The 24,868-nt window shown below is 67.8% G+C and carries 26 protein-coding genes; 23 read left to right on the plus strand and 3 right to left on the minus strand.

The features are described 5' to 3' along the window. Positions 1 to 71: 71 nt before the first annotated feature. A complete protein-coding gene (gene ffh / locus ACFWO8_RS27155; RefSeq protein WP_378965298.1) occupies positions 72 to 1,637 on the plus strand; it encodes a signal recognition particle protein in 1,566 nt (521 codons plus the stop codon). A 168-nt stretch (positions 1,638 to 1,805) separates the two neighbouring features. Here the strand turns inward: ffh and ACFWO8_RS27160 are convergent, their stop codons facing one another. After that, positions 1,806 to 2,597 (minus strand): 3-oxo-5-alpha-steroid 4-dehydrogenase, encoded by a 792-nt coding sequence (locus tag ACFWO8_RS27160; RefSeq protein WP_378965302.1) that lies wholly within the window; start codon positions 2,595 to 2,597, stop codon positions 1,806 to 1,808. Between the two features lie 104 nt (positions 2,598 to 2,701). On the opposite strand from ACFWO8_RS27160, the gene ACFWO8_RS27165 reads away from it, so the two are divergent. The 7 genes from ACFWO8_RS27165 (at position 2,702) to trmD (ending at position 7,618) form a co-directional block, all read left to right on the plus strand. Further along, on the plus strand, positions 2,702 to 3,520 hold the full coding sequence (locus ACFWO8_RS27165) for a nuclear transport factor 2 family protein (protein ID WP_378965308.1): 819 nt from the start codon (positions 2,702 to 2,704) through the stop codon (positions 3,518 to 3,520). Between the two features lie 109 nt (positions 3,521 to 3,629). Beyond that, positions 3,630 to 4,724, plus strand: coding sequence for an amidohydrolase family protein (locus tag ACFWO8_RS27170; RefSeq protein WP_378965313.1), 1,095 nt, complete (start codon positions 3,630 to 3,632; stop codon positions 4,722 to 4,724). A gap of 227 nt (positions 4,725 to 4,951) precedes the next feature. Continuing rightward, on the plus strand, positions 4,952 to 5,530 hold the full coding sequence (locus ACFWO8_RS27175; RefSeq protein ID WP_378965316.1) for a Uma2 family endonuclease: 579 nt from the start codon (positions 4,952 to 4,954) through the stop codon (positions 5,528 to 5,530). Between the two features lie 202 nt (positions 5,531 to 5,732). Then, positions 5,733 to 6,170 (plus strand): 30S ribosomal protein S16, encoded by a 438-nt coding sequence (gene rpsP / locus ACFWO8_RS27180; RefSeq protein WP_378965320.1) that lies wholly within the window; start codon positions 5,733 to 5,735, stop codon positions 6,168 to 6,170. Then, on the plus strand, positions 6,170 to 6,412 hold the full coding sequence (locus tag ACFWO8_RS27185; RefSeq protein WP_056811833.1) for an RNA-binding protein: 243 nt from the start codon (positions 6,170 to 6,172) through the stop codon (positions 6,410 to 6,412). The genes rpsP and ACFWO8_RS27185 overlap by 1 nt, the downstream gene beginning before the upstream one ends. Then, positions 6,413 to 6,937: a ribosome maturation factor RimM gene (rimM, locus tag ACFWO8_RS27190; RefSeq protein WP_378965330.1), complete on the plus strand. Its 525-nt coding sequence runs from the start codon at positions 6,413 to 6,415 to the stop codon at positions 6,935 to 6,937. 3 nt (positions 6,938 to 6,940) lie between these two features. After that, entirely contained in the window at positions 6,941 to 7,618 is a 678-nt protein-coding gene (trmD, locus tag ACFWO8_RS27195; RefSeq protein WP_378965338.1) for a tRNA (guanosine(37)-N1)-methyltransferase TrmD, read from the plus strand. Position 7,619: 1 nt separating this feature from the next. Here the strand turns inward: trmD and ACFWO8_RS27200 are convergent, their stop codons facing one another. Continuing rightward, positions 7,620 to 7,988, minus strand: a complete 369-nt coding sequence (locus ACFWO8_RS27200; protein ID WP_378626370.1) for a VOC family protein — start codon at positions 7,986 to 7,988, stop codon at positions 7,620 to 7,622. Positions 7,989 to 8,387: 399 nt separating this feature from the next. After that, positions 8,388 to 9,233, minus strand: coding sequence for a response regulator transcription factor (locus tag ACFWO8_RS27205; protein ID WP_378965345.1), 846 nt, complete (start codon positions 9,231 to 9,233; stop codon positions 8,388 to 8,390). Positions 9,234 to 9,329: 96 nt separating this feature from the next. Here ACFWO8_RS27205 and ACFWO8_RS27210 point away from each other — a divergent pair, with 96 nt between their 5' ends. The 15 genes from ACFWO8_RS27210 to ACFWO8_RS27280 all read left to right on the plus strand — a co-directional run bounded on the left by ACFWO8_RS27210 (position 9,330) and on the right by ACFWO8_RS27280 (position 24,817). Next, positions 9,330 to 10,940: an AMP-binding protein gene (locus tag ACFWO8_RS27210; protein WP_378965349.1), complete on the plus strand. Its 1,611-nt coding sequence runs from the start codon at positions 9,330 to 9,332 to the stop codon at positions 10,938 to 10,940. Beyond that, positions 10,940 to 12,553 carry an AMP-binding protein gene (locus ACFWO8_RS27215; protein WP_378965354.1) on the plus strand — a complete coding sequence of 538 codons (1,614 nt, stop codon included), beginning with the start codon at positions 10,940 to 10,942 and terminating at the stop codon, positions 12,551 to 12,553. Before ACFWO8_RS27210 ends, ACFWO8_RS27215 begins: the two co-directional genes overlap by 1 nt. Before the next feature lie 96 nt (positions 12,554 to 12,649). After that, positions 12,650 to 13,570, plus strand: a complete 921-nt coding sequence (locus ACFWO8_RS27220; protein ID WP_378965358.1) for a hypothetical protein — start codon at positions 12,650 to 12,652, stop codon at positions 13,568 to 13,570. Between the two features lie 47 nt (positions 13,571 to 13,617). Continuing rightward, a complete protein-coding gene (locus ACFWO8_RS27225) occupies positions 13,618 to 16,002 on the plus strand; it encodes a Tex family protein (RefSeq protein WP_378965366.1) in 2,385 nt (794 codons plus the stop codon). Positions 16,003 to 16,026: 24 nt separating this feature from the next. Continuing rightward, positions 16,027 to 16,917 (plus strand): hypothetical protein, encoded by an 891-nt coding sequence (locus tag ACFWO8_RS27230; protein ID WP_378965371.1) that lies wholly within the window; start codon positions 16,027 to 16,029, stop codon positions 16,915 to 16,917. Positions 16,918 to 17,074: 157 nt separating this feature from the next. Then, complete coding sequence (gene rplS / locus ACFWO8_RS27235) at positions 17,075 to 17,416, plus strand: 50S ribosomal protein L19 (RefSeq protein WP_056811812.1); 342 nt, start codon at positions 17,075 to 17,077, stop codon at positions 17,414 to 17,416. Between the two features lie 107 nt (positions 17,417 to 17,523). Further along, positions 17,524 to 18,267 carry a signal peptidase I gene (gene lepB, locus ACFWO8_RS27240; RefSeq protein ID WP_378965528.1) on the plus strand — a complete coding sequence of 248 codons (744 nt, stop codon included), beginning with the start codon at positions 17,524 to 17,526 and terminating at the stop codon, positions 18,265 to 18,267. 76 nt (positions 18,268 to 18,343) lie between these two features. Then, complete coding sequence (locus tag ACFWO8_RS27245; RefSeq protein WP_378912402.1) at positions 18,344 to 19,048, plus strand: ribonuclease HII; 705 nt, start codon at positions 18,344 to 18,346, stop codon at positions 19,046 to 19,048. Positions 19,049 to 19,094: 46 nt separating this feature from the next. Then, positions 19,095 to 19,400 (plus strand): DUF2469 domain-containing protein, encoded by a 306-nt coding sequence (locus tag ACFWO8_RS27250; RefSeq protein ID WP_011210678.1) that lies wholly within the window; start codon positions 19,095 to 19,097, stop codon positions 19,398 to 19,400. 91 nt (positions 19,401 to 19,491) lie between these two features. Beyond that, complete coding sequence (locus ACFWO8_RS27255; protein ID WP_378965380.1) at positions 19,492 to 19,848, plus strand: YraN family protein; 357 nt, start codon at positions 19,492 to 19,494, stop codon at positions 19,846 to 19,848. Next, complete coding sequence (locus ACFWO8_RS27260) at positions 19,848 to 21,356, plus strand: YifB family Mg chelatase-like AAA ATPase (protein ID WP_378965385.1); 1,509 nt, start codon at positions 19,848 to 19,850, stop codon at positions 21,354 to 21,356. The genes ACFWO8_RS27255 and ACFWO8_RS27260 overlap by 1 nt, the downstream gene beginning before the upstream one ends. Then, positions 21,353 to 22,522 carry a DNA-processing protein DprA gene (dprA, locus tag ACFWO8_RS27265; RefSeq protein ID WP_378965394.1) on the plus strand — a complete coding sequence of 390 codons (1,170 nt, stop codon included), beginning with the start codon at positions 21,353 to 21,355 and terminating at the stop codon, positions 22,520 to 22,522. The genes ACFWO8_RS27260 and dprA overlap by 4 nt, the downstream gene beginning before the upstream one ends. Before the next feature lie 184 nt (positions 22,523 to 22,706). After that, the gene (locus tag ACFWO8_RS27270) at positions 22,707 to 23,630 is read left to right on the plus strand and encodes a tyrosine recombinase XerC (protein WP_378965402.1); all 924 of its coding nucleotides are present in this window, start codon (positions 22,707 to 22,709) and stop codon (positions 23,628 to 23,630) included. 525 nt (positions 23,631 to 24,155) lie between these two features. Beyond that, complete coding sequence (locus ACFWO8_RS27275; RefSeq protein ID WP_378965405.1) at positions 24,156 to 24,521, plus strand: YidH family protein; 366 nt, start codon at positions 24,156 to 24,158, stop codon at positions 24,519 to 24,521. A gap of 17 nt (positions 24,522 to 24,538) precedes the next feature. Then, entirely contained in the window at positions 24,539 to 24,817 is a 279-nt protein-coding gene (locus tag ACFWO8_RS27280) for a DUF202 domain-containing protein (protein ID WP_378965409.1), read from the plus strand. The last annotated feature ends 51 nt before the right edge of the window (positions 24,818 to 24,868 follow it).

Here is a 24,868-nt window from a genome sequence, read left to right on the forward strand (position 1 = left end):
CCCTGGGAGGGCAATAGACGTCCGACTTCGGTCTGACGACCTGAGACCCTTTCAGATCAGGAGCGCGATCGGTGTTCGAATCCCTGTCCGACCGGCTTACCGGTGCATTGCAGGATCTGCGCGGTAAGGGGCGTCTGTCACCGGCCGACATCGACGCCACCGCGCGCGAGATCCGCCTCGCACTCCTCGAGGCCGACGTCGCGCTGCCCGTGGTGCGCGGCTTCATCGCCAACGTCAAAGAGCGCGCCAAGGGCGCGGAGGTCTCCGGCGCGCTCAATCCCGCGCAGCAGGTCGTCAAGATCGTCAACGAGGAACTCGTCGCGATCCTCGGCGGCGAGACCCGTCGCCTCAACCTCGCCAAGAACCCGCCGACGGTGATCATGCTGGCCGGTCTGCAGGGTGCGGGTAAGACCACCCTCGCCGGCAAGCTGGCCAAATGGCTCAAGGGTCAGGGACACCAGCCGTTGCTGGTGGCCTGTGACCTCCAGCGTCCCGGCGCGGTCACCCAGCTGCAGGTCGTCGGTGAGCGCGCGGGTGTGCCCGTGTTCGCCCCGCACGGCGGCACCTCCATCGGTGGCGGCGAGAATCCGCTCGGGATCACCGCGGCCGACCCGGTCGCCGTCGCCGCGGCCGGTATCGAAGAGGCCAAGGCCAAGCAGTACGACGTGGTCATCGTCGATACCGCCGGTCGCCTCGGTATCGACGCCGAGCTGATGCGCCAGGCCGCCGGTATCCGCGATGCCGTGCAGCCGGACGAGACGCTGTTCGTACTCGACGCGATGATCGGTCAGGACGCGGTCAGCACCGCCGAAGCCTTCCGCGACGGTGTCGGGTTCACCGGTGTCGTGCTCACCAAGCTCGACGGTGACGCCCGCGGTGGCGCGGCGCTGTCGGTGCGCAATGTCACCGGCGCGCCGATCATGTTCGCCTCCACCGGTGAGAAGCTCGAGGACTTCGACGTCTTCCACCCCGACCGGATGGCCTCGCGCATCCTCGGCATGGGCGATGTGCTCACCCTCATCGAGCAGGCCGAACAGGTCTACGACGCCGAGCAGGCCGAGGAGACCGCGCGCAAGATCGGCAGCGGCGAACTCACGCTAGAGGACTTCCTCGACCAGATGCTGGCCATCCGCAAGATGGGCCCGATCGGCAACCTGCTCGGGATGCTGCCCGGTGCGGGTCAGATGAAGGACGCGCTGGCCGCGGTCGACGACAAGCAGCTCGATCGGGTGCAGGCGATCATCCGGGGCATGACTCGCGCCGAGCGCGACAACCCGAAGATCATCAACGCCTCGCGGCGCCTGCGCATCGCCAATGGTTCCGGAGTGCAGGTTTCCGAGGTCAACCAGCTCGTCGACCGCTTCTTCGAAGCCAAGAAGATGATGGCGATGATGGGCAGGCAGATGGGGATGCCCGGCGCACGCCGCAGCAGCACCAAAAAGGGCGGCAAGAAGGGCAAAAAGGGTGGGCGTGGGCCTACCCCGCCGAAGGTGCGTGGTGGGTTCCCCGGAATGCCCGCCGGGATGCCGGGGTTGCCGCCGGGCATGGATCTGTCGAACATGCCGCCCGGTCTCGATCAGCTGCCGCCCGGCCTGGACGGAATCGATCTGTCACAGCTGAAGTTCCCCAAGAACTGAGTTTTTGGCGCGCTGGCGCGCGCGTGTCCGCGGCCCTGAGGGGTCGCCGGTTAGCGCTCGAGACTAGAGCCTTCGGCTCAGCGCTTTCGAGCGCTAACCGGCGACCCGGCCGCGGACCGGCCACTGCGTGGCCGCCGCTCCCCAGGGGTCGCGGGTGCGGGGTTGGTGTCAGATCACGCCGGGGATCAACGCCTTGCGGGTTGGGGGGTAGTCGGCGAACTTCTCCCGGTACCAACGATGGGTTGCGAAGGCGCGCGGCACCAGGTTCCCCGCGGTGATCAAGAAGATCACGACACCGGCCAGCGACCAGGTGAGCAGCGCGAACCCGGCCCAGGCGATCAGTTCGCCGAGGTAGGCCGGGCTGGTGACGAACCGGAAGCCCGCGCCGTGCGGGATGCGGTACTCGGCGGCGCCGGGGTTGTTCTTGTCCCGCAGATTGCGCACGATCGCCTCGGACCGGACCAGCAGGCCGAAGCCGCACAGGTACACGAGGACTCCGATCAGGAAGCGTGGATCGGTGAACCAGGCGGTGCTGTACTGGTTGTTGTAGTCGTTGCTGAAGAACGCGCCGTTGAGATAGCCGTGCAGGGCCGTCACGAACACGCCCGCCGCGACCACCGAGACGTTGAAACTGCTCTTCTTGCCCGGCACCTGCCGGATGGACAGCGGGAAGAACCAGCCGCGGTTGCTGTAGTGCAGCAGCCAGATGGCGGCCAATACCAGCGGCACCGGTTCGAAGCGATCGGGGCCGCTGAGATAGAACACCGCGAACACGACGGTCGCGGGCAGCTCCATCAGCCACCAGCCCAGTTTGGGGTTGAGATTGAAGCCGACTTTGTTCGACGCGAAGCGGCCGTAGGGGCTCTGCGCGAACAGTCCGCCGACGATCACGAACGCGGCGAAGGCGAAGGCGATGGTCAGCACGGTGTCGTAGGTGGTGTTCCCGGTGTACCAGTCCATCGAGATCCTCTTGTTCAACAGGCGCCGGGCACGATCGCCGACGCAAAACTAGAACACGTTCTATCATGGATCGCGCAGGGTGAGCACGACTATGGAGGACGTACATGCCGTTGGATCGGACCGATGAAGACCTGCTCGCGGCCGTGCGCGAGTCACCGCGAGCCGTGGCCGCGCACGACAAGGACGGCTGGGTCGGATTGTTCGCCGGGAACGCCGCGGTGCACGACCCGTACGGCTCGCGCGAGCACATCGGCCCCGACGCGATCTCGCGCTTCTACAACGTCTTCATCGCGCCGAACTCCATCGCGTTCAGCGTCGACCGCGATCTCGTCGCAGGGCACACGGTGGTGCGTGACCTGCACATCGAGACCACGATGTCGACCGGCGCGACCGTCACCGTGCCGATGCATCTGCGCTACGACCTGGTCGCCGCGGCTGGCGGCTGGCGGATCGCCCGGCTCGCCGCGCACTGGGAGCTCGCGGTGATGATCGCGCGACTGCTGCGCACCGGGCCGACCGGTCTGCTCGCGGGCGCGAAGCTCGGTCCGCAACTCGTCGCCGAGCTGGGCGTGGGCGGGGCGATGGGCATGATGCGGGCGTTGCGGGGTGTGGGCGGGGCGGGGAAACGTGTCGTCCGCGGGCTGTTCGAAGCGGCTGCCGCCGGTGACTCGGACGGTGTGCGCGCGCTGCTCGATGAGCGGGCGGTGGTCGAGTTGCCTGCCGGTCACCCGATCGCGGCGGCGGACTTCGCCGAGCGCGCGCGAGACATCGAGTGGGACAAGATGATCGCCGCGGGGCGCACCGTCAGCGTGAGCGTGCGGGTCGGTGCGTCGCGCGGTGTGGCCTTCGTCGACTTCGCGCCGGATCGGCCGCGGGTCACCGCCGTGCGGGTCTTTCTCGATGGCGATCCGGTAGGCGACTGACGGCGCCCGCGAAGGGTTCGCGGTCGGCGCCGAGTTCCGCCGCGGGGTCGTGTGCGTGCATCGATCGCGCGCGGTAGGTTCGATCTCAGGCCGACGTCTGGAGGTTCGTGTGCATCTGCGTGGTGTGGTCCTGCCCGGTGACGAGGAGCGCGACCTCTGGGTTGTCGACGGGGTCGTGACATTCGAGCCCGTGCGTGAGGCCGAGACCCTGTGTCGCACAGGATGGATCGTGCCGGGCCTCGTCGATGCCCATTGCCATGTCGGCATCCGCTACGGCGGCGGGGACGAGACCCACGAGGGCGCGATCGAGCAGGCCGAGACCGAACGCGATGTGGGCGCGCTGCTCCTGCGCGACGCGGGCTCGCCGATCGACACCCGTTTCATCGACGAGCACGCCGAGCTGCCGCGGATCATCCGCGCGGGTCGCCACATCGCCCGCCCCAAGCGCTATATCCGCGAACTCGGCATCGAACTCGACGACGAACGCGACCTGCCCGAGATCGTCGCCGAGCAGGCCCGCTTCGGCGACGGCTGGGTGAAGATCGTCGGCGACTGGATCGACCGTTCGGTCGGCGACCTGCGGCCGCTGTGGAGTGACGACATCCTGAAGCAGGCCATCGACGCGGCCCACGCGAACGGGGCTCGGGTCACCGCGCACGTGTTCGGTGAGGACGCGCTGCCGGGTCTGATCAACGCCGGCATCGACTGCCTCGAACACGGCACCGGCATCACCGACGACACCATCGAGCTGATGGTGGCCAACGGCACCGCCCTGGTCCCCACCCTGATCAACATCGACACCTTCCCCGGCATCGCCGACAGCGCCACGAAGTTCCCGGTCTACGCCGCCCACATGCGCGATCTGCACCGCCGCGTCCGCGACACCGTCGGCAACGCCCACGAGGCGGGCGTTCCGATCTACGCGGGCACCGACGCGGGCGGCTCCATCCGCCACGGCCGCATCGCCGACGAGATCACCGCCCTGTCCGGGGCCGGCTTGTCACCCCACGAGGCTCTCGGCGCCGCCTCCTGGAACGCCCGCACCTGGCTCGGCCGCCCCAGCATCGAAGAAGGAGCCCCGGCCGACTTCGTCGTTTACGCCGAAGACCCTCGCACCAATCCCGCCGCCCTCACCGATCCCCTATGGGTGGTCCTCCGCGGCATGGTCGTCAAAACCCCCAACCCCGTCACCGGCCACCGCTGAGCCCCGGCTCCATCTCACCGTTCGGTGTGAAATACGCGCAAACCGTGCGAACTTCGCGCATAACGCTCACCAGTTTCGCGCGAAACGCTCACCAGGCTTATATACAGTGGAGTCGAGCGGTCGGCCGGTGGCTACCACAAAGTTCGTTGCCCGCCGCCTACCCTGGTTGACCGCACGAGTTCGGTTCGAGCGAGCGCCAAGCGAACGGGAGATCGGACGGAATGACCATGAGCGCTGAGGTTTCGATGTTCCACCCGCTGGGCCCGAAGACTGTGCAAGACTGGCTCGCCGAAGAGCAGCCGGTCGATGGATCTCGACTCGAACTCATCTGGGGGTACCTGCACATGACGCCGCCGCCAGGTGGTCCACATCAGTACGCTGCGGGTGAGTTGTTCGTCGCTCTACGCGCTGCTGTTCGTGCGGCGGGTCGCCCGGATCTCACGGCGCTCCTCGCTGTGGGTGTCCGGATCAGTACGCCTTTTCGTATCGGGATAATTCCCGATATCGCGGTGGTCAGCGTTCCGCCCGACCGCGTCAATTTTGCGGCGGACGATGTGGTACTCGCGGTGGAGGTGTGGTCCCCGGGCAACAGCCGCGAGGAACGGGACACCAAAATTGCGGCCTACGCATCGGCGCGGGTGCCGTATCTGTGGATCATCGAACTTCCAGACGGCAAGCCCGCGCGCTTCTGGGGCTACACGCTGGGCGAGTCCGGCTACCGCCAGGAAGTGTTCGCCACCGACGGTGAGACGGTGAAGGCGCCCGGTCCGGTACCGGTGCTGGTCGACACCTCGCAGTTGCGGTGAGATAGCGCGTCACCGAGGGAGGCGATTTCCGGGCTCGCCTGGTCGTCTGGCAGAATGAACCCTCGTCCTTCCTGGACAGTGTCAGCCCGTCTCCGGTTACGTACCGCGCGGCGGTCACGCACACATGCGCGAAACCGGACCCGCAGACCATGCGGGTCGCTGAATCGCGTGGTGACCAAACTAGTGAAAGAGGCAGATCAGCATGGCTGTTCGCATCAAGCTCACCCGCCTGGGCAAGATCCGCAACCCGCAGTACCGCGTCGTCATCGCCGACGCCCGCACCCGTCGTGACGGCCGGGCCATCGAGTCCATCGGCCTGTACCACCCGAAGGAAGAGCCTTCGCTGATCCAGATCGACGCCGAGCGCGTCGCGTACTGGCTGTCCGTCGGCGCGCAGCCGACCGAGTCGGTGCAGCGTCTGCTGGAGATCACCGGCGACTGGCAGAAGTTCAAGGGCCTGCCGGGCACCGAGGGCACCCTGAAGGTCAAGGCCCCGAAGACCTCCAAGCTGGACCTGTTCAACGCCGCGCTCGCCGCCGCCGACAACGCGCCGACCACCGAGGCCGTCACCCCGAAGAAGAAGGCCGCCAAGAAGGACGAGGCTGCCGCTGAGGAAGCCGCCACCGAGGCTGCCGAGTAATGACTGCTGTTGTTGCCGATGCCGTCGAACATCTGGTTCGCGGCATCGTCGCCAACCCTGACGACGTCCGTGTCGAGCTGCTCACCGGACGTCGTGGGCGCACCGTCGAGGTGCACGTCCATCCTGAAGATCTGGGCAAGGTGATCGGGCGCGGTGGTCGTACCGCGACCGCGCTGCGCACCCTGGTCGCCGGCATCGGTGGCCGTGGGATCCGGGTCGACGTGGTCGATACCGACGCCTAGATGGAACTCGTCGTAGGTCGGGTCGCCAAGTCGCACGGCGTGCGCGGCGAACTCGTCGTCGATGTTCGCACCGACGAGCCGGACGTCCGGTTCGCGCCGGGCGCTACGTTGCGCGGCAGGCTGCCGAAGTCCGCGGCGACCCGTGACTACACCGTGAAGTCGGCCCGAGAGCACTCGGGCCGACTTCTGGTGTACGTCGATGGAATCGACGACCGCACCGCCGCCGACGCCCTGCGTGGCACCTTGTTCGTCGTCGACAGCGATTCACTGCCGCCGTCGGATGATGACGACGCCTTCTACGACCACGAACTCGAAGGCCTTCGGGTCGAGTTCGCCGACGGCACCGCAGTCGGCACGGTCACCGAGGTGCTGCATTCGGCCGCGGGCGAACTGCTGTCGGTGCGTGCCGCCGACGACGGTCGCGAAATTCTCATTCCCTTTGTCACCGCCATCGTGCCGACGGTTTCGCTCGCCGATGGACTGGTGGTCATCACACCGCCCGAGGGCCTGCTCGATCCGGAGTAATTCGTGCAACTCGATGTCGTCACGATCTTCCCGGAGTATCTCGAGCCGCTGCGTACCGCGCTGCTCGGCAAAGCCGTCGACAAGGGCCTGATCTCGGTCGGTGTGCACGACCTGCGCAATTGGACGCACGACGTGCACAAGTCGGTCGACGACTCGCCCTACGGCGGTGGTCCCGGCATGGTCATGAAGCCCACCGTCTGGGGCGATGCCTTGGACGAGGTGTGCCCCGACGACGCGTTGCTCGTCGTCCCCACCCCGGCCGGTGTGCCGTTCACCCAGGCCACCGCGCAGCGCTGGGCCACCGAGAAACACCTCGTCTTCGCCTGCGGGCGCTACGAGGGCATCGATCAGCGCGTGTTCGATGACGCCGCCCGCCGCGTCCGTGTCGAAGAGGTGAGTATCGGCGACTACGTGCTCATCGGCGGCGAGGCCGCGGTGCTCGTGATGACCGAGGCCGTGGTGCGCCTGATCCCCGGCGTGCTCGGCAATCAGCAGTCCCACCAGGAGGATTCGTTCTCCGACGGACTCCTCGAGGGCCCCAGCTACACCCGGCCGGTGTCGTGGCGGGGCCTCGACGTGCCCCCGATCCTGCTCTCGGGCGACCACGCCAAGGTAGCCGCGTGGCGCCACGAACAGTCACTGGAACGAACAGCGCAGCGTCGTCCCGATCTGCTGCCCTGACCTATCCCGCGATCACGCGGGTGGTGATGCAGAACGGATGCCCGGCAGGGTCGAGCAACACGCGCCAGCGCGGATCCGGTTGCACCGGTGCGGGTTTCGCGCCGATCGCGAGGGCGTGCTGTTCGCAGAGATCCAGGTCGGCGTCGGCGGCGAGGTCCAGGTGTACCGCGGCTGTGCCGGGCCACTGCGGCGGATAATAGTCCTCGACGCGTTGCGCGGCGACCGTCAGTCCCGACGGAATACGGATACCGACGCTGTGCGCGTCGTTCCACAGGACACGGCCACCGAGCAGCCCGAGATAGAAGCGGGCGAGGGACTCGGGGTCGTCACAGTCCAGTGAGAGGCCGGCCAGTTGAAAAGGCTCCGTCATCGGACCGACGGTACCGGGCCGGATGCGCGCCGAGATTGTTTTGCCTAAAGACAGTTGGGTATCCATTGCGGTCATGCGTTGTGCGATCGTCCAACCTGAGACTTGCTGGTTCCATTCGGAATGGGTTCGGTACCTGCGTCTTTCGGCGCGATCGGGTCCGGCGCGGTGAATCCGAACGGGCTGCGCGCCGATGTTCCCAGTACAGGCATTGCGTCCGTGGGTGATCGGCTGTTACCGACGTAGGTGTGTTGCGAGTTTCGATGCCGGTGTCTCGTGCCGCCGTGGGCGATCGGGTCCGTCCGCGTGACTGTTCCAGGGCATTGGAACACTCATGGCGGTCGAATAAAAGTGATATATCGCACATAGGGGACAGTGCGTGAAGGGGGCGGTGACGGCCGTTCAGGGCAGCAAGCCGTGCCGCCGTGCCAGCGCCACCGCCTCGTGTCGAGTGCTCGCATCGAGCTTGCTCATCGCCTGCCGCAGATAACTCTTCACGGTTTCGGCGCCGAGCGAGAGCCGAAGCGCCGCTTCCTGATTCGTGCAGCCGAGCGCGATCTGGGCGAGCACATCGAGCTCACGCCGCGACAGTCGCGGCGCGTCGCCGCCGGGCGCGCCGGTCAACACCTCGGTCAATCGTTCGCACACCCCGGAAAGCCGGTCGCGCAGGGCGAGATCGCCGGTCGCGGTCGCGAGGGCGCGCAGTTCGGCGTGGATCTCGCGCAGTTCCTCGGTCGCCGCCGGCGTGGACGCCGGCGGCGGCGCCGCGAGGTCGAGCAGCCGGACCCGCCGGTCCACCTCATCGCGGACGGTGATCTCGGCGGCGAGCCGCCGACTCGCTTGCAGGATCACCTCGGCGGTGCGGTCGCCGAGCGGGGTCGCGCCACGAGTGGCCGCGTAGAGCACCGCGCGAGGTTGATCGGAGACCAGGACCGGCACGGCGATCACCGACCGCAGTCCCTCGCCGAGAACCGCGGCGTCGTAGTGGTGGGTGATGGTGGGCGCGCCCCGATAGTCGGCCACCGACGCGGGCCTGCGGTACTCCATAGCCTGTCCGCCGAGACCGGAGGTGCGCAGCACCGACAGCCCGCGCATGCCCGTGGTGACGGTGCCCGCGAACTCGGTGAGCAGCAGGGTGTCCTCGTCCACCGCGCCGCCGAACACCACCGGGACGCCCGCCCGGCGCGCCACCCAGCGGATCTCGGCGCGCAGCGCGTCACCGTCGCGCGGGCGCAACAGGGAAGTCATGGATCACCCCTTTTCGGGGGTAGTGGTCGTCGTGAGCTATGCCACATTCTAGGTCAGACCCGGCAGACGATGCCCGGGTGTTGAGGAGAAGCTGCGATGACTACCGACCTGGACGCGCGGGTGCGCGACCTGCTCGACGACTACGACGGACCCGGGGCCTGCGCGGCCGAACTGCTCTGCGATCGGCATCCGGCCGAGCAGATCGCGTTCACGGTGGTCGAAGCCGATCTGAGCGCGCACGAGTTGACCTACGGCGAGCTGCGGGAGCGCTCGACCCGATTCGCCGCCGCGCTGGCCGAACTCGGCGTCGAGCCAGGCGACCGGGTGGGGACGCTGATGGGGAAGTCCGCTGAGCTCGTGGTGGCCCTGCTCGGTATCTGGCGCCGTGGCGCGGTGCACGTGCCGTTGTTCACCGCGTTCGCCGCACCCGCCATCGAGCTCCGGCTGAGCGCGAGTCACGCGAAAGTCGTTGTCGCCGATGCCGACCAGGCGCCGAAACTCGCCGCGGCCGGCTACCGGACGATCATCGTCGGCGACGCCGAGATCCCCGGCGCGCTGCGCTTCGACGATCTGCTCGCCGCGCACCGGCCCGACGATCCGCGCGCGCGGCCGGTGGCGGTCGGCGGCGACGGCCTGCTGGTCCAGTTGTTCACCAGCGGCACCACCGGAACACCCAAGGGCGTGCCGATCCCCGTCCGCGCGCTGGCGTCCTTCCACGCCTACCAGGAATTCGCCCTGGACGTGCGCCCAGCGGACGTCTTCTGGAACGCGGCCGACCCGGGCTGGGCGTACGGCCTCTACTACGCGATCCTGGGGCCGCTGGCCACCGGCGTGCGCAGCCTGCTGCTGCACGCGGGCTTCTCGGCGCCACTCACCTGGGACGTGCTGCAGCGCTTCGGCGTCACCAACTTCGCCGCGGCGCCGACCGTCTACCGGGCGTTGCGCGCCGACAGCGGTCCGGTCCCGGACGGATTCGTCCTGCGCAGGGCGTCGTCGGCGGGGGAGCCGTTGACCCCGGACGTGGTGGCGTGGTCGCAGCGCACCCTCGGTGTGGCGGTGCGTGATCACTACGGCCAGACCGAGCACGGCATGGTCATCTGCCACGCGTGGCATCCAGCCCTCGACGTCGCCGCCCCGCTCGGTTCGATGGGCAGACAGCTGCCCGGGTGGACCTGTGCGGTCCTGGCCGAGGACGCCGACATCGAGGCAGCACCCGGTGAGATCGGCCGGGTCGCCATCGACACCGACCACAGTCCGCTGCTGTGGTTCCTGGGCTACCTCGACGATCCGGAACGCACCGCGAGCCGATTCACCGCCGACGGACGTTGGTATCTGACCGGTGACGTCGGCGCCCGCGACGCCGACGGCTGCTTCCGCTTCAGTGCCCGCGACGACGACGTGATCATCATGGCGGGCTACCGGATCGGCCCGTTCGAAGTCGAGAGCGTGCTGGTCCTGCACGAGCAGGTCGCCGAGGCCGCCGTGGTCGGGATGCCCGACGAACTCCGCGGCGAGGTGCTCGAGGCCTTCGTGGTGACCCGCGCCGGCACCGAGGGCAGTGCCGAGCTGACCGCCGAACTGCAGCAACTCGTCAAGGACAAGTTCGCCGCCCACGCCTATCCGAGAAGGGTTCACTTCGTGGACAGCCTGCCCAAGACCCCGAGTGGCAAGGTGCAGCGATTCCTGCTGCGCAAGGAGATCCGCTGATGCCCGAACTCAGCTACACCTGCGGGCCCGCCGAAACCCCGCTGCTCGGTGACACCATCGGCGCGAACCTCGACCGCACCGTCGCGGCCCACCCGACGCGCGACGCGCTCATCGACTGTCCGACGGGGCGCCGCTGGACCTACCGCGAGCTGGGCGCCGCTGTCGACGCCGTCGCGACCGGTCTCGCCGCGCACGGCATCGGCCCCGGTGACCGGGTCGGCATCTGGGCGCCCAACTGCGCGGAATGGCTTCTCGTGCAGTACGCCACGGCGAAGATCGGCGCGATCCTGGTCAATATCAATCCCGCCTATCGCACCAGCGAACTCGACTTCGTCCTCCGCCAGGCCGGAGTGCGCCTGCTGATCGCCGCACCGGAGTTCAAGACCTCGGACTACGTCGCGATGATCGAGCAGGTCCGACCGAACTGTCCAGCCCTGGAACAGGTGCTGATCCTCGGCACCGCGCCGTGGCAGCAGGTGGCCGAGACGGTGCCCGACGCCGGACGGTTGGCCGCGATCGCCGAGACGCTGTCGGCCGACGATCCGATCAATATCCAATACACCTCGGGCACAACGGGTTTCCCGAAGGGCGCGACGCTCAGTCACCACAACATCCTCAACAACGGGTTCTTCGTCGGCGAGCTCTGCGGATACACCGAAGCCGACCGGGTCTGCATCCCGGTTCCGTATTACCACTGCTTCGGGATGGTGATGGGCAATCTCGCGGTCACCTCACACGGTGCGGCCGTGGTGATTCCGGCGCCGTCGTTCGATCCGGCCGCGACGCTGGCCGCCGTCGCCGCCGAACGCTGCACCTCGCTCTACGGCGTGCCGACGATGTTCATCGCGATGCTGGCCGAACTCGACAGCGGTGCCGCGCCGGAGCTGTCCAGCCTGCGCACCGGCATCATGGCGGGCTCACCGTGCCCGGTCGAGGTGATGAAACGAGTGATCGACCGGCTCGGCATGGCCGAGGTCGCGATCTGCTACGGCATGACCGAGACCTCGCCGGTCTCCACACAGACCCGTCGCGACGACAGCATCGACCGCCGCACCGCCACTGTCGGCCGGGTCGGCCCCCACCTCGAGGTCAAGGTGGTCGACCCGGAGACCGGGCGCACCGTGTCACGCGGCGAACCGGGTGAACTGTGCACCCGCGGCTACTCGGTGATGCTCGGTTACTGGGAGCAGCCGGACAAGACCGCCGAGGCGATCGACGCAGCCCGCTGGATGCACACCGGCGACATCGGTGTGATGGACGAGGACGGCTACCTCGCGGTCACCGGCCGGATCAAGGACATGGTCATCCGCGGTGGCGAGAACATCTATCCCCGCGAGATCGAGGAGTTCCTCTACACACATCCCGATATCGTCGACGCCCAGGTCATCGGCGTCCCCGACGACAAATACGGCGAGGAACTCATGGTGTGGATTCGGTTGCGCGAGGGCGCGTCACCCCTCGATGCCGCTGCCGTCCGAGCCTTCTGCACCGGTCGCCTCGCTCACTACAAGATCCCGCGCTACGTCCACGTGGTCGACGAGTTCCCGATGACGGTCACCGGCAAGGTCCGCAAGGCCGAGATGCGCGAACTCGCCAGGGAGATTCTCGGCTGAGTGACTGCGGCGCACGATGATTCGATCCATCACCGATCGCACGGTTTGCTAGCGTGTTCGCGACAGTCGGGCTGTTCGCGGCCCCGGCTGCGAATGATGATGGGGGAGACGGTGTTCCGTCGCGCGCTTGTGGTCTCGTTGTCGGTCTGTGCGCTGGTCGCGACGAGCGCGGGTGCCGCCGATGCCGGGCCGGGTGGTGTCGCTGTGCTGCCGAGCCCGAGTGGCGCCCTGCCGGTCGGCACGACGACATTGCACCTGATCGACGGCGCCCGGCCGGATCCGTTCCAGCCGGACCGGTCGAGGGAGCTGACGTTCTCGGTGTTCTACCCGGCGACCGACGTGGACCGGTACCTGCGGGCGCACTACGCGTCGACCGAGCTGATTCCCGGACTGGAGCAGAAGCTGGGCATCGAGCTTCCCGGCGCACTGGTACATGCCCGTCGGGGCGCGCCCGCACAGGCCGCGGGCACCTATCCGGTCGTGCTCTACACGCCCGGTGGCGGTGTCTCGCGGATTCTGGGCACGGGGATCGCCGAGGATCTGGCTTCGCGCGGCTATGCGGTGGTGACGGTCGACCACACCTACGAATCCGGCCCGGCCGTCGAATTCCCCGGCGGCCGGATCGTGCGGCCCGCCGCGGCACCGAACGGCTTCGACACCGCCATCCGGGAGAAGTACGTCGCCGCGCGATTGCTCGACTTCCGGTTCGTTCTCGACTCGCTCGCCGGGCTGGATGCCAACCCCTCCCTCGATGCTTTCTGGCAGCGGGCCACCGGTTGGAAACGTCATCTGGCCATTGCCGATTCGGCGCACTACGACTTCACCGATATGCCGTCGCTGGTGCCCGCCGTAGCCCGGCCCGCCGCGTCGACCTACATCGGCGCCATCGACCCGGATCGGATGGCGATGTTGGTGCGGGGTTACGTCGCGGCCATGTTCGACAAGTTTCTGCGCGGGCAGGCCGACACTGTGCTGGATCGGCCGGTGACCGAACCTGAGGTGACGACAATCCGCTGACCTGGGTGCCAGCGGGGTGTCGGTGCGGAGCTGTAGTCTCTGCGGCTGTGACGACAGCGCCTGAGATCGCCGACAGCACGACCACCATCGCCAGCGTAGGCAGGCGGATCGCCGATGAACTGGGGGTGCGCGAGACCCAGGTCCGCGCCGCCGTCGAACTGCTCGATGGCGGTTCGACGGTTCCGTTCATCGCGCGATACCGCAAGGAGGTCACCGACGGGCTCGACGATGCCCAGTTGCGTCAGCTCGAGGAACGGCTCGGCTATCTGCGTGAGCTCGACGAGCGCCGCGGCGCGATCATCGAATCCATCCGCGGCCAGGGCAAACTCGATCCCGCTCTGCACTCGCAGCTCATGCTCGCCGAGACCAAGGCGCGCCTGGAAGACATCTACCTGCCGTACAAACCCAAGCGCCGCACCAAGGCTCAGATCGCGCGCGAAGCCGGACACGAGCCGGTGGCCGACGCACTGATCGGCGACCCGAGCACCGATCCGGCCGGATACACCGCCGAACAGCTCGACGGTGCCCGCTCGATCCTCGTCGAACGCTTCGCCGAAGACGCCGACCTGGTCGGTGAGCTGCGTGAACTGATGTGGAACCGCGGCCAGGTCACCTCCACGGTGCGCGCGGGCAAGGAGGAGGCGGGGGCCAAGTTCTCCGACTACTTCGAGTTCAGCGAGCCTTTCCAGAAGCTGCCATCGCACCGGATCCTGGCGCTGCTGCGCGGGGAGAAGGAAGAGATGCTCACGCTGCACCTCGAAGCCGACACCGAAGAGCCGGTGCCCGGCGAGCGCACGATCTATGAGGGCCGCATCGCGGTCGCCTTCGGCATCGCCGACAAGGGCCGTCCGGCCGATTCCTGGCTGCTCGACACCGTCCGCTGGGCTTGGCGCACGAAGCTGGCGGTGAGCCTGGGTATCGATACCAGGATGCGGTTGCGTCAGGCCGCGGAGAAGGACGCGGTCGACGTGTTCGCCGCGAACCTGCGTGACCTGCTGCTCGCCGCGCCCGCGGGTACCCGCACCACCATGGGCCTCGACCCGGGTTACCGCACCGGTGTGAAGGTCGCCGTCGTCGACGCCACGGGTAAGGCCGTCGCGACCGAGGTCATCTACCCGCACAAGCCGCAGGGTCAGACCGAGAAATCCCTTGCCGTGCTGGCCGCGCTCGTCGCCCGCTTCAACGTGGAGCTCATCGCGATCGGCAACGGCACCGCCTCGCGCGAGACCGATGCCCTTGCAGTGGAACTGATCTCGCGGATCCCGGAGGACAAGCCGACCAAGATCGTGGTCTCGGAGGCGGGCGCCTCGGTGTACTCCGCCTCGGCCTACGCCTCGGCCGAACTGCCCGACATGGACGTGTCGCTGCGCGGCGCGGTCTCCATCGCCCGGCGTCTGCAGGACCCGCTCGCCGAACTGGTGAAGATCGATCCCAAGTCGATCGGTGTCGGCCAGTACCAGCACGACGTGTCCGAGACGCTGCTGGCGCGCTCGCTGGGCGCGGTCGTCGAAGACGCGGTGAACGCCGTCGGTGTCGACGTGAACACCGCCTCGGTGCCGCTGCTGTCGCGGGTGTCGGGAGTGTCGGGGTCGGTGGCGGAAAGCATTGTGGCCCACCGTGATCAGAACGGTCCGTTCCGCAGCCGTACGGCCTTGCTCGAGGTACCGCGCCTGGGCCCCAAGGCTTTCGAACAGTGCGCGGGCTTCCTGCGCATTCGTGGCGGTGCCGACCCCCTCGACACCTCCGCCGTGCACCCCGAGGCCTACCCGGTGGTGCGCCGCATTCTCGAACACACCGGCCGGGAGATGGCCGAGGTCATCGGCAACACCAGCACCTTGCGTGCGCTGAAGCCCGGCGACTTCACCGATGAGAAGTTCGGTGTGCCCACGGTCAGCGACATCATCGCCGAGCTGGAGAAGCCGGGCCTCGACCCGCGCCCGGAATTCAAGACCGCCGAATTCGCCGCCGGCATCGAGAAGGTCGCCGATCTGAAGCCGGGGATGGTGCTCGAAGGCGTCGTCACGAATGTGGCCGCGTTCGGCGCGTTCGTCGATGTCGGCGTGCACCAGGACGGTCTCGTGCACGTGTCGGCGCTGTCGCACAACTTCGTCAAGGATCCGCGCGAAGTGGTGAAGTCCGGTGACGTGGTGAAGGTGAAGGTGCTCGAGGTCGATGTCGCGCGTCAGCGGATCGGACTCACCCTGCGTCTCGACGACGAGCCGGGCAAGCCTGCGCAGGGGGACAATCGTGGTGGTGGTGGGCCGCGCGGTCAGGGTCGTGGACAGGGCGGTCGCGGCCAGGCGCCTGCTCGCAATCAGGGACAGGCTCGTCAGGGCAACGGGAACGGTGGCGGCAACCAGCGCAAGCCGGCTGCCGCACCGACGGGATCGATGGCCGACGCGCTGCGCAAGGCCGGTTTCGGCAACAAGTAGGCACTCGACGACAGGGCAGGCGGCATGGGACGGTGGCTCGAACACGAGGTGATCGCGCACGGCCGCCTGCCCCTGCTCTGTTTCCTGCTGGGGTTCATCCTCGGTTTCGTGGTGATCCGGGTCAGCGTGCGGATGATCCGGGCCAAGGTGCGCTGGTGGCCGGGCAATGTGAAGGCAGGCGACACCCATATCCATCACATGGTGTTCGGCGTGATCACGGTGCTGCTGTCGGGCATCGGGCTGATCGCTACCGCCGAGGACTCCACCCAGGTCACCTCGAGCGTGCTGTCCGCGTTGTTCGGGATCGGCGCCGCGCTGGTACTCGACGAGTTCGCGCTGATCTTCTATCTGCGTGACGTCTACTGGTCCGAACAGGGCCGCACCTCGGTGGATGCGGTATTCGTCGCGCTCGCGGTGACCGGCCTGCTCCTGCTCGGCGTGCAGCCTTCGACCTTTCTGGACTACGACGATTTCCGGTCGTCGCGCGGTGTCGGGGTGCGCGTGGGCGTGGCCATCACGACCGCGGTGAACCTGTTGCTCGCGGCGGTGGTGATCGCCAAGGGCAAGATCTGGACCGGACTGTTCGGCATGTTCTTCACCCCGCTGCTCCTGGTCGGCGCCGTGCGGTTGAGCAGGCCAGGTGCGCCGTGGGCGCGCTGGCGCTACGGTAACCGGCCCAAGACCATGAATCGGGCGGTCGAGCGGGAGCGGCGGTATCGCCGCCCGGTCATCCGCGCGAAGATCTTCGTCCAGGACCTGATCGCGGGCAAACCCGATGTCGAGCACGCACGCACCGCCGCCGAGGCCGAGTTGGCCCGCACCGTCGTCCCCGCGCCGTCCGCCCCGCCGCCGCACCCGCATCTGCTGCCGCGCCGTCGGACCGACACCGGGTCCGACCAGCCAAGCGACGGGTGAGGCCCGATTTCAGTCGTGGCTACCCGGTCTGGCACAATGAACCGGTTGCCTTGGACGAGTCATGTCCGAGAGCACTCCTGTTCTGAGCATGAACCGGTCGAGCGCGCGAGTGTCGCCAGGTTCCTCTGTTCACGCGAAGAATCCGAAAAGGTGGAAAATGAACACCCTTGATTTCGTCGACGAGAAGTCGCTGCGTAGCGATGTCCCCGCGTTCCGTCCGGGCGACACCCTGAACGTGCACGTGAAGGTCATCGAAGGCTCGAAGGAGCGCATCCAGGTCTTCAAGGGCGTCGTGATCCGGCGTCACGGCGGCGGCATCGGCGAGACCTTCACGGTCCGCAAGGTGTCCTTCGGCGTCGGCGTCGAGCGCACCTTCCCCGTGCACAGCCCCAACATCGACCACATCGATGTCGTGACCCGCGGTGACGTGCGTCGCGCCAAGCTGTACTACCTGCGCGACCTGCGCGGCAAGGCTGCCAAGATCAAGGAAAAGCGCTGATCTCGCAGTAGCACTTGGCAGTACCAGAATTCTTCAGGTAGCCCGGTACCCGACTCACGTCAGGGTGCCGGGCTACTCTGTTCGGCGTGGCAGACGAAAGTGGGTCGGTGTCGGTGTCCGATTCGGGTGACGAAGGTGGGCGGCGCAGAAAGAAGCGCGGCGACAAGAAGCAGCGCCCGTTCTGGCAGGAGCTGCCGATACTGATCGTGATCGCGGCGGTGATCGCCGCGCTGATGGTGACTTTCGTCGGTCGGCCGTATGTGATCCCGTCGCAGTCGATGGAGAACACGCTGCAGATCGGTGATCGCATCTACGTCCAGAAGATCAGCTACTACGGCTCCGAACCCGGGCCGGGCGACGTGGTGGTCTTCGTCGGACCGCCGTCGTGGAACGGGCACTACAAGTCGGTGCGTTCCGACAACAGCGTTGTGCGCGGGCTGCAGAATTTCCTGTCCTACTTCGGGCTGGTCCCGCCGGACGAGAACGATCTGGTCAAGCGCGTCATCGCGGTCGGCGGGCAGACCGTGCAGTGCTGCGATCCGCAGGGCCGCGTCATGGTCGACGGCAAACCGCTCGACGAGCCGTACATCAAGAAGGATTACCCCTGGTTCACCGACCGCCCCAACGCCGTGTACCCGGCGGGCCGGGTGTTCGGTCCGGTAAAGGTGCCCGAGGGCAATCTGTGGGTGATGGGCGACAACCGCAATGAGTCGGCTGATTCGCGCGCCCACGTCAGCGACGATCTGCAGGGCACGGTGCCGGTGGACAACGTCCGCGGCAAGACGGTGTTCAAGATCTGGCCACCGAACAGGATCGGCCCAGTAAAAACGCAAAACGCGCAAGAGAACTGACACGTTGAGGACGGGTGTTCCGGGTCGAGTGCACCCAGAACGCCCAGGAGAACTGACGCGACGGGACAATCGAACTGTGGGGCAGGATCGGACCAGCTGGCCGCCGCGGATGGTGATGCGCCGGGCGGGCGGCCTACGCACGCTCGAGGCAGCGCTCGTGCGCGGTGGCCTCGCGCCGGTGGCTGGTGTCGACGAGGCGGGGCGCGGACCCTGCGCGGGCCCGCTGGTGGTCGCCGCGTGCCTGCTGGCGCCCAAGGCCTACGACAAGCTTGCCGGGCTAGACGACTCCAAGAAACTCACGGAGGCGGCTCGTGAGGAGCTGTTCCCGGTGGTTCAGCGATTGGCGCTGGCCTGGAGCGTCGTCGTGGTGCCCGCGTGGGAGATCGACTCGATCGGCATCCACGTCGCCAATATCGAGGGCATGCGCCGAGCCGTCGCAGGCCTCGAACGCACCCCCGGCTACATCCTGACCGACGGATTCAAGGTCCCCGGCCTGCCCGCCCCCTCGCTGCCGGTGATCGGCGGCGACGGCACCGCGGCCTGCATCGCGGCCGCGAGCATCCTGGCGAAAGTGACCAGGGACCGGATGATGGTCGAGCTCGACGCACAGCTGCCCGGCTACGGTTTCGCCGCGCACAAGGGCTACAACACGCCCGAGCACACCGCGGCCCTGCGGCAGCTCGGACCCAGCACAGAGCACCGTCGTTCCTGGCGTAATGTGCGCGAGCTCGAGGTGCCCGGAGGTAGCCGAGTGGCTACTCCGGCGGCACATGCGCGATGATGTCAGCAATGAACGCGGCGCTGCTAGCAGGAGGACGTCCCACCCGATGAGTGCTGAGGACCTCGAGAAGTACGAAACCGAGATGGAACTGTCGTTGTACCGCGAGTACAAGGACATCGTCGGCCAGTTCTCGTACGTGGTGGAGACCGAACGGCGCTTCTACCTGGCCAATTCTGTCGAACTGCGCCCGCAGAACGCCGACGGCGAGGTGTATTTCGAAGTGCGGATGAGCGATGCGTGGGTGTGGGATATGTACCGCCCGGCTCGGTTCGTCAAGCATGTTCGGGTGATCACGTTCAAGGACGTGAACATCGAGGAGCTGGAGAAGCCGGACCTGCGCCTGCCGGAGTAGTTGTCCACAGGGGCGCGGTTATCCACAGGTTTTCTGTTTGCCCAGGTCGCGTGGGTCATCCGCGCGAGAGCTTATGGCCATGCTTTCGCTCATGGCACACAATCAGGCGCTCGGCGCATACGGGGAGAAACTGGCCGCGCAGTACCTCTGCGAGACCGGGATGGAGATCGTCGCCCGCAATTGGCGGTGTCGATACGGTGAGCTGGATCTGATCGTCGGGGACCCGTCGGTCACCGTATTCGTCGAGGTGAAGACGAGATCGGGGCTGGGGTTCGGTATTCCCGCCGAGTCGGTCACGTTCAGCAAGCAGCAGCGGATTCGGCGGCTGGCGCTGCTGTGGCTGGCCGAGCAGGACGGGCCGTGGCGGCGGATTCGCTTCGACGTCGTGTCGGTGCTGGTTCCGCGGGGGCGCGGGCCGGTCATCGATCATCTGACCGCGGCCTTCTGATGGCTCTCGGACGGGCGTTGTCGGTGGCGGTGACCGGGGTCGACGGACAGCTGGTGGAGATCGAGGCCGATATCGGTCAGGGTCTGCCCTCGGTGAATCTCGTCGGTCTGCCCGATACCGCGCTGCAGGAATCGCGCAATCGGGTGCGTTCCGCGGTGGCCAATACGGGGGAGAAGTGGCCGGACGGTCGGGTGATCCTGGCACTCTCACCGGCAACGCTTCCGAAGGTAGGAAGCGTGTACGACCTCGCGCTGGCTGTTTCCGTGCTCGATGCCTCCGGTGCGGTGCCCGGCGAGCGGCTGGTGAAGACGGTGCTGCTGGGGGAGTTGGCGCTCGACGGTCGGGTTCGGCGGGTGCGTGGAGTGTTGCCCGCCGTGATCGCGGCGCGGGCGGCCGGGCTGCCCACTGTTGTCGTGCCCGCCGAAGCGGTTGCCGAAGCGGGGCTTGTCGAGGGGATCGAGGTACTCGGGGCGACGAGCCTGCGAGCGGTGGTGGCGTGGCTGCGCGGGGAGGGCACGCTGCTCGAACCCGACGGTGTCGTGCCGGGGACACAGATGCCGTGCGGCGACCTCAGCGATGTCGTCGGTCAGGACGAGGCGCGCTGGGCGTTGGAGGTCGCGGCGGCGGGCGGACATCACTTGCTGCTCACCGGACCGCCCGGCATCGGCAAAACGATGTTGGCGCAACGCCTTCCAGGGCTGTTGCCACCGCTGTCGGAAGCGGAATCCTTGGAGGTCACCGCGATCCACTCGATGGCGGGATCGCTCTCGGCCGAGCAGCCGTTGCTCACGCTGGCTCCCTTTGTCGCACCGCATCATTCGACGTCGGTGACCGCCATGATCGGCGGCGGTTCCGGCATGGCTCGTCCCGGCGCGGTGAGCCGGGCGCATCGTGGGGTGCTGTTCCTCGACGAATGCGCCGAGATCGGCACCAAAGTTCTGGAAGCACTGCGGACTCCGCTCGAGGAGGGAGAAGTGCGCATAGCCCGGCGCGACGGTGTGGCGCGGTATCCGGCCCGCTTCCAGCTCGTGCTGGCGGCCAATCCCTGTCCGTGTGCACCGGCGCGCGATGTCGACTGCATCTGCGCACCGCTGGCTCGGCGCCGCTACCTGGGAAAACTATCGGGACCTCTGCTCGATCGCATCGATATCTGGGTCCAGATGCATGGGCAGGCCGGCGCGCCGTTCGGTGACGAGCAGGCCGAGAGCAGCACCACCGTGGCCGCGCGCGTTGCCCGAGCCAGAGCCCGCGCCGCGCAGCGGTGGAGCGAGGACGGGTGGACGACCAATGCCGAAGTGCCAGGCCATGTCCTGCGAAAGCGATTCAAACTGCCACGGGAGTCGATCGCACCGATCGAGACGGCTTTACGACTGGGGCGAATGTCGGCTCGTGGCGCCGACCGGGCGATCCGGGTCGCCTGGACGGTCTGTGATCTACGCGAGGGGGAGTTGCCCACCGTGCAGGATGTGATGTCGTCGTTGAACTTCCGGCAGCGAGGTGCGCAATGAGCGAGGTGCGTGCGGTGGATCTGGATGGGGATCCGGACGAGCGCAGGCTCGCCTGGGTGTATCTATCGCGCGTGGTGCAGGGGCCGTGCGCACCGCTGTCGGCACTGATCGCCTCGGTCGGGGTGTGTGAGGCCGCCCGTGCTGTCCGCGAGCACGAGTTGCCTGCCGCACTGCGCGGACCTACCGTCATGCGGCGTGAAATCGATTCAGCAGCAAGGGATCTGGACACCATCGCGCGTCTGGGTGGGCGGGTCATCACGCCCGATGACGAGGAATGGCCCGGCTGGCGGATGCTCGGTCTCGACCAACTCGACACCGAACGCGATCGCGAGGCGGCGGTCCCGCTGGTGCTGTGGGCGCGGGGCCCGCTCTCGCTCCACGCCGCGTCCGAACGCGCTGTCGCGGTGGTCGGTTCGCGGTGTAGCAGCGGATACGGGTTGCAGGTGGCCAGTGAGATCGCGTGCGACCTGTCCGGTCGGGGCTGGACGATCGTCTCCGGAGCGGCCTTCGGTATCGATGCCGCGGCCCATCGGGCGGCGCTGGCCGTCGGCGGGACCACCGTGGCAGTCCTCGCCTGCGGTGTCGATCGCCCGTATCCGGCTCAACACGACCGCCTGCTCGCCGCCATTGCCGAAAGTGGTCTCGTCGTCAGCGAATACCCGCCGGGCATCTCGGCCCAGAAACACCAGTTCCTGGCCAGGAATCGATTGATCGCGACACTCGGGGACGGTGTCCTGGTAGTCGAAGCGGGTCTACGCAGCGGTGCCCGCAACACGGTGAAATGGGCCCGCAGGCTGGGCAGACCGGCCATGGCTGTCCCGGGACCCGTCGGCTCGGCTTCCTCGGCAGGCTGCCACCGCATGATCAGAGACGGCGAAGCCCTCCTGGTAACCCGCGCCGAGGACATCATCGACGAAGCGGGCCCGCTCCGCCTCCCCGTCGCCGAAGGCAACCCGGTGGACACCGCCGCCCACCTACGCGGCGCCGAAGCCGAAATCTACGCAGCTCTACCCACTATCGGCTCCCGCCTTCCTCGAGAACTATCTCAACAATCCGGCCTGGACCTGGCCACCGTCAGAGCAGTACTGCCGAGCCTGGAACTAGCCGAATTGGTCGGCTGCGACTCCGACGGATGGTTTCGGACATCCAGCCGACGGGCGAGCTGAGGGGCGCCGAGCATGCGGTTGACGCGCGTGCATCGGCCATCGGGCGAGCGGGTGGTTGCGACGGCGGGGCAAGGCAGGGCAGTGGGTGCGGCGCATAGTCCGTCGGGTGGTCGGTGTGGGCGGCTCGCATCCGGGAGCGGCGTGGTGGGTTGCGTGGGGGACGGGGAAGGGTGACGGTTGGGTCATGGATGTGTTGCCTGATGATCTGACCGCATTGCTTACCGAGTTCGGGCGGCATCTGCGGTTGGGGCGGAATCGGTCGGCACATACGGTGCGGGCGTATCTGGGGGATGTGCGGTCGTTGCTCGAGCATCTGTATGCGCGGTCGGCGGATTCGGCGGTGCGGGAGCTGGATCTGCCGTTGTTGCGGTCGTGGTTGGCCGAGCTCGCGGCGGTAGGGGTGGCGCGGACGACCCTGGCCCGGCGGGCATCGGCGGCAAGGACTTTCACCGCATGGTTGACCGAGACCGGGCGGCTCGGTGTCGACCCCGGGTTGCGACTGCAGGCCCCGAAAGCACATCGCGTGCTGCCTGCGGTGCTCGGCCGCAATCAAGCCGAACACGCCATGGATGCGGCGGAATCCGGGGCGGCGCAGCAGGATCCGATGGCACTGCGGGACCGGCTGATCGTGGAGGTGCTGTACGCCACCGGAATTCGCGTCAGTGAGCTGTGCGGTCTCGATATCGATGACATCGATCGGGAGCGTCGCCTCGTGCGCGTTCTCGGCAAGGGCAACAAGGAACGCTCGGTGCCGTTCGGTGGTCCCGCCGACACCGCGCTCGACGCCTGGCTCCGCGCCGGCCGCCCGTCCCTGGTCAACGACAATTCCGGCCGCGCCCTGCTCCTCGGTCAACGTGGCCGCCGCCTCGACCAACGCCAAGCCCGCTCCGTCGTCCACGAGGTCATCGCCGCGATCCCCGGCGCCCCCGACATGGGCCCCCACGGTCTACGCCACACCGCAGCCACCCACCTCCTCGAGGGCGGCGCCGACCTCCGCGTCGTCCAGGAACTGCTCGGCCACGCCAGCATGGCAACCACCCAGCTCTACACCCACGTCTCCGTCGAACGCCTCAAACGAGTCCACGACCAGGCCCACCCCCGCGCCTGACCGCGGTGGTGCGGGTTTTCGACCAGGTCTGCCCTCGCGCCTGACCGCGGTGGTGCGGGTTTTCGACCAGGTCTGCCCTCGCGCCTGACCGCGGTGGTGCGGGTTTTCGACCAGGTCTGCCCTCGCGGTTGACCGCGGTGGCGCGGGTTTTCGACCAGGTCTGCCCTCGCGGTTGACCGCGGCGGTGCGGGTCTTCGACAGGTCCGCCTCCACGGCTGACAGCGGCGGAACGAGTCCACGACCAAGCGCACCCTGCGGCTGACCGCTGCGGAACGAGTCCGGGTACCGGGCCGCGCTTCGCCTGTGAGCAGATCGGCGAGAGCGGGACCGTAGCGCGGCATGGCATCGGCGGGGCGAGCGGGGTCGCGGGGCGGCATCATCGAGGGGCGAACGGCCGACGGTGGGCAACAGGGCGGCGTAGAGATCAGGTGGCGGTGGGACGACATGGTGGGCGTCGCGCTCGCGACGATCACGAGCGGATGGATCGCGGTAGCGCATGATGGGGACAGGAGGAGGTGGTGGTTAGTGACATTGCCCGAGGTCGGGGCCGAATCCGAGGACGGCGAAGAGGAGGTCGACTACCGGTTCACCCTCGCCAATGAACGCACGTTCCTGGCGTGGATCAGGACTTCGCTCGGTCTGCTCGCCGGCGGCGTCGCGGTGCACACCCTCGTCCAGCCGACTCGCCTGGCCGGATTCGCCGGTGTCATCTCGTTGATCAGCTTGGTCATGGGCCTGGTCGTCGCGCTCGCCGCTTTCCGGCACTGGCGTCGGGTGAATCTCGCGATGCGTGACGGGGGACCGCTCCCGGGAACGATCCTGGTTCCCGTTCTCTCGGTCGGCGTTGCGGTGGTAGCCGCACTCGCTTGCGTAGCGGTAGTGCTCTCGTGATCGCACCCACTCTTGCGATGGAGCGCACTGCCCTGGCCTGGCGGCGCACGTCACTCGGCGCGGCCGCCTGCGCCCTGCTCCTTGTCCACGAAGCGGCGGCCGACGGTCGGCCGACCTGGGTGCTCCCACTCACCGCCGCCACGGTCGCGCTGCTCCTGGCCGGTGTGGGCTGGTCCCGCGGCCGCGCGCTCGATCGCGGGCGTGCGGGCGCCGGTCACCGATTCGTCGCGACCACCACCCTCGCCGTAGCGACCGTATCTCTGATCGCCGTCGTCACCTTGCTGCTCAACGGCTAGTGCGGCCGCCTCGCCTTCCTGGCTGATGTGCTGTTCAACCGGTGGTCCGGT

Origin of the sequence: Nocardia sp. NPDC058480 (assembly GCF_042720495.1) — a bacterium.
GTDB lineage: Bacteria > Actinomycetota > Actinomycetes > Mycobacteriales > Mycobacteriaceae > Nocardia.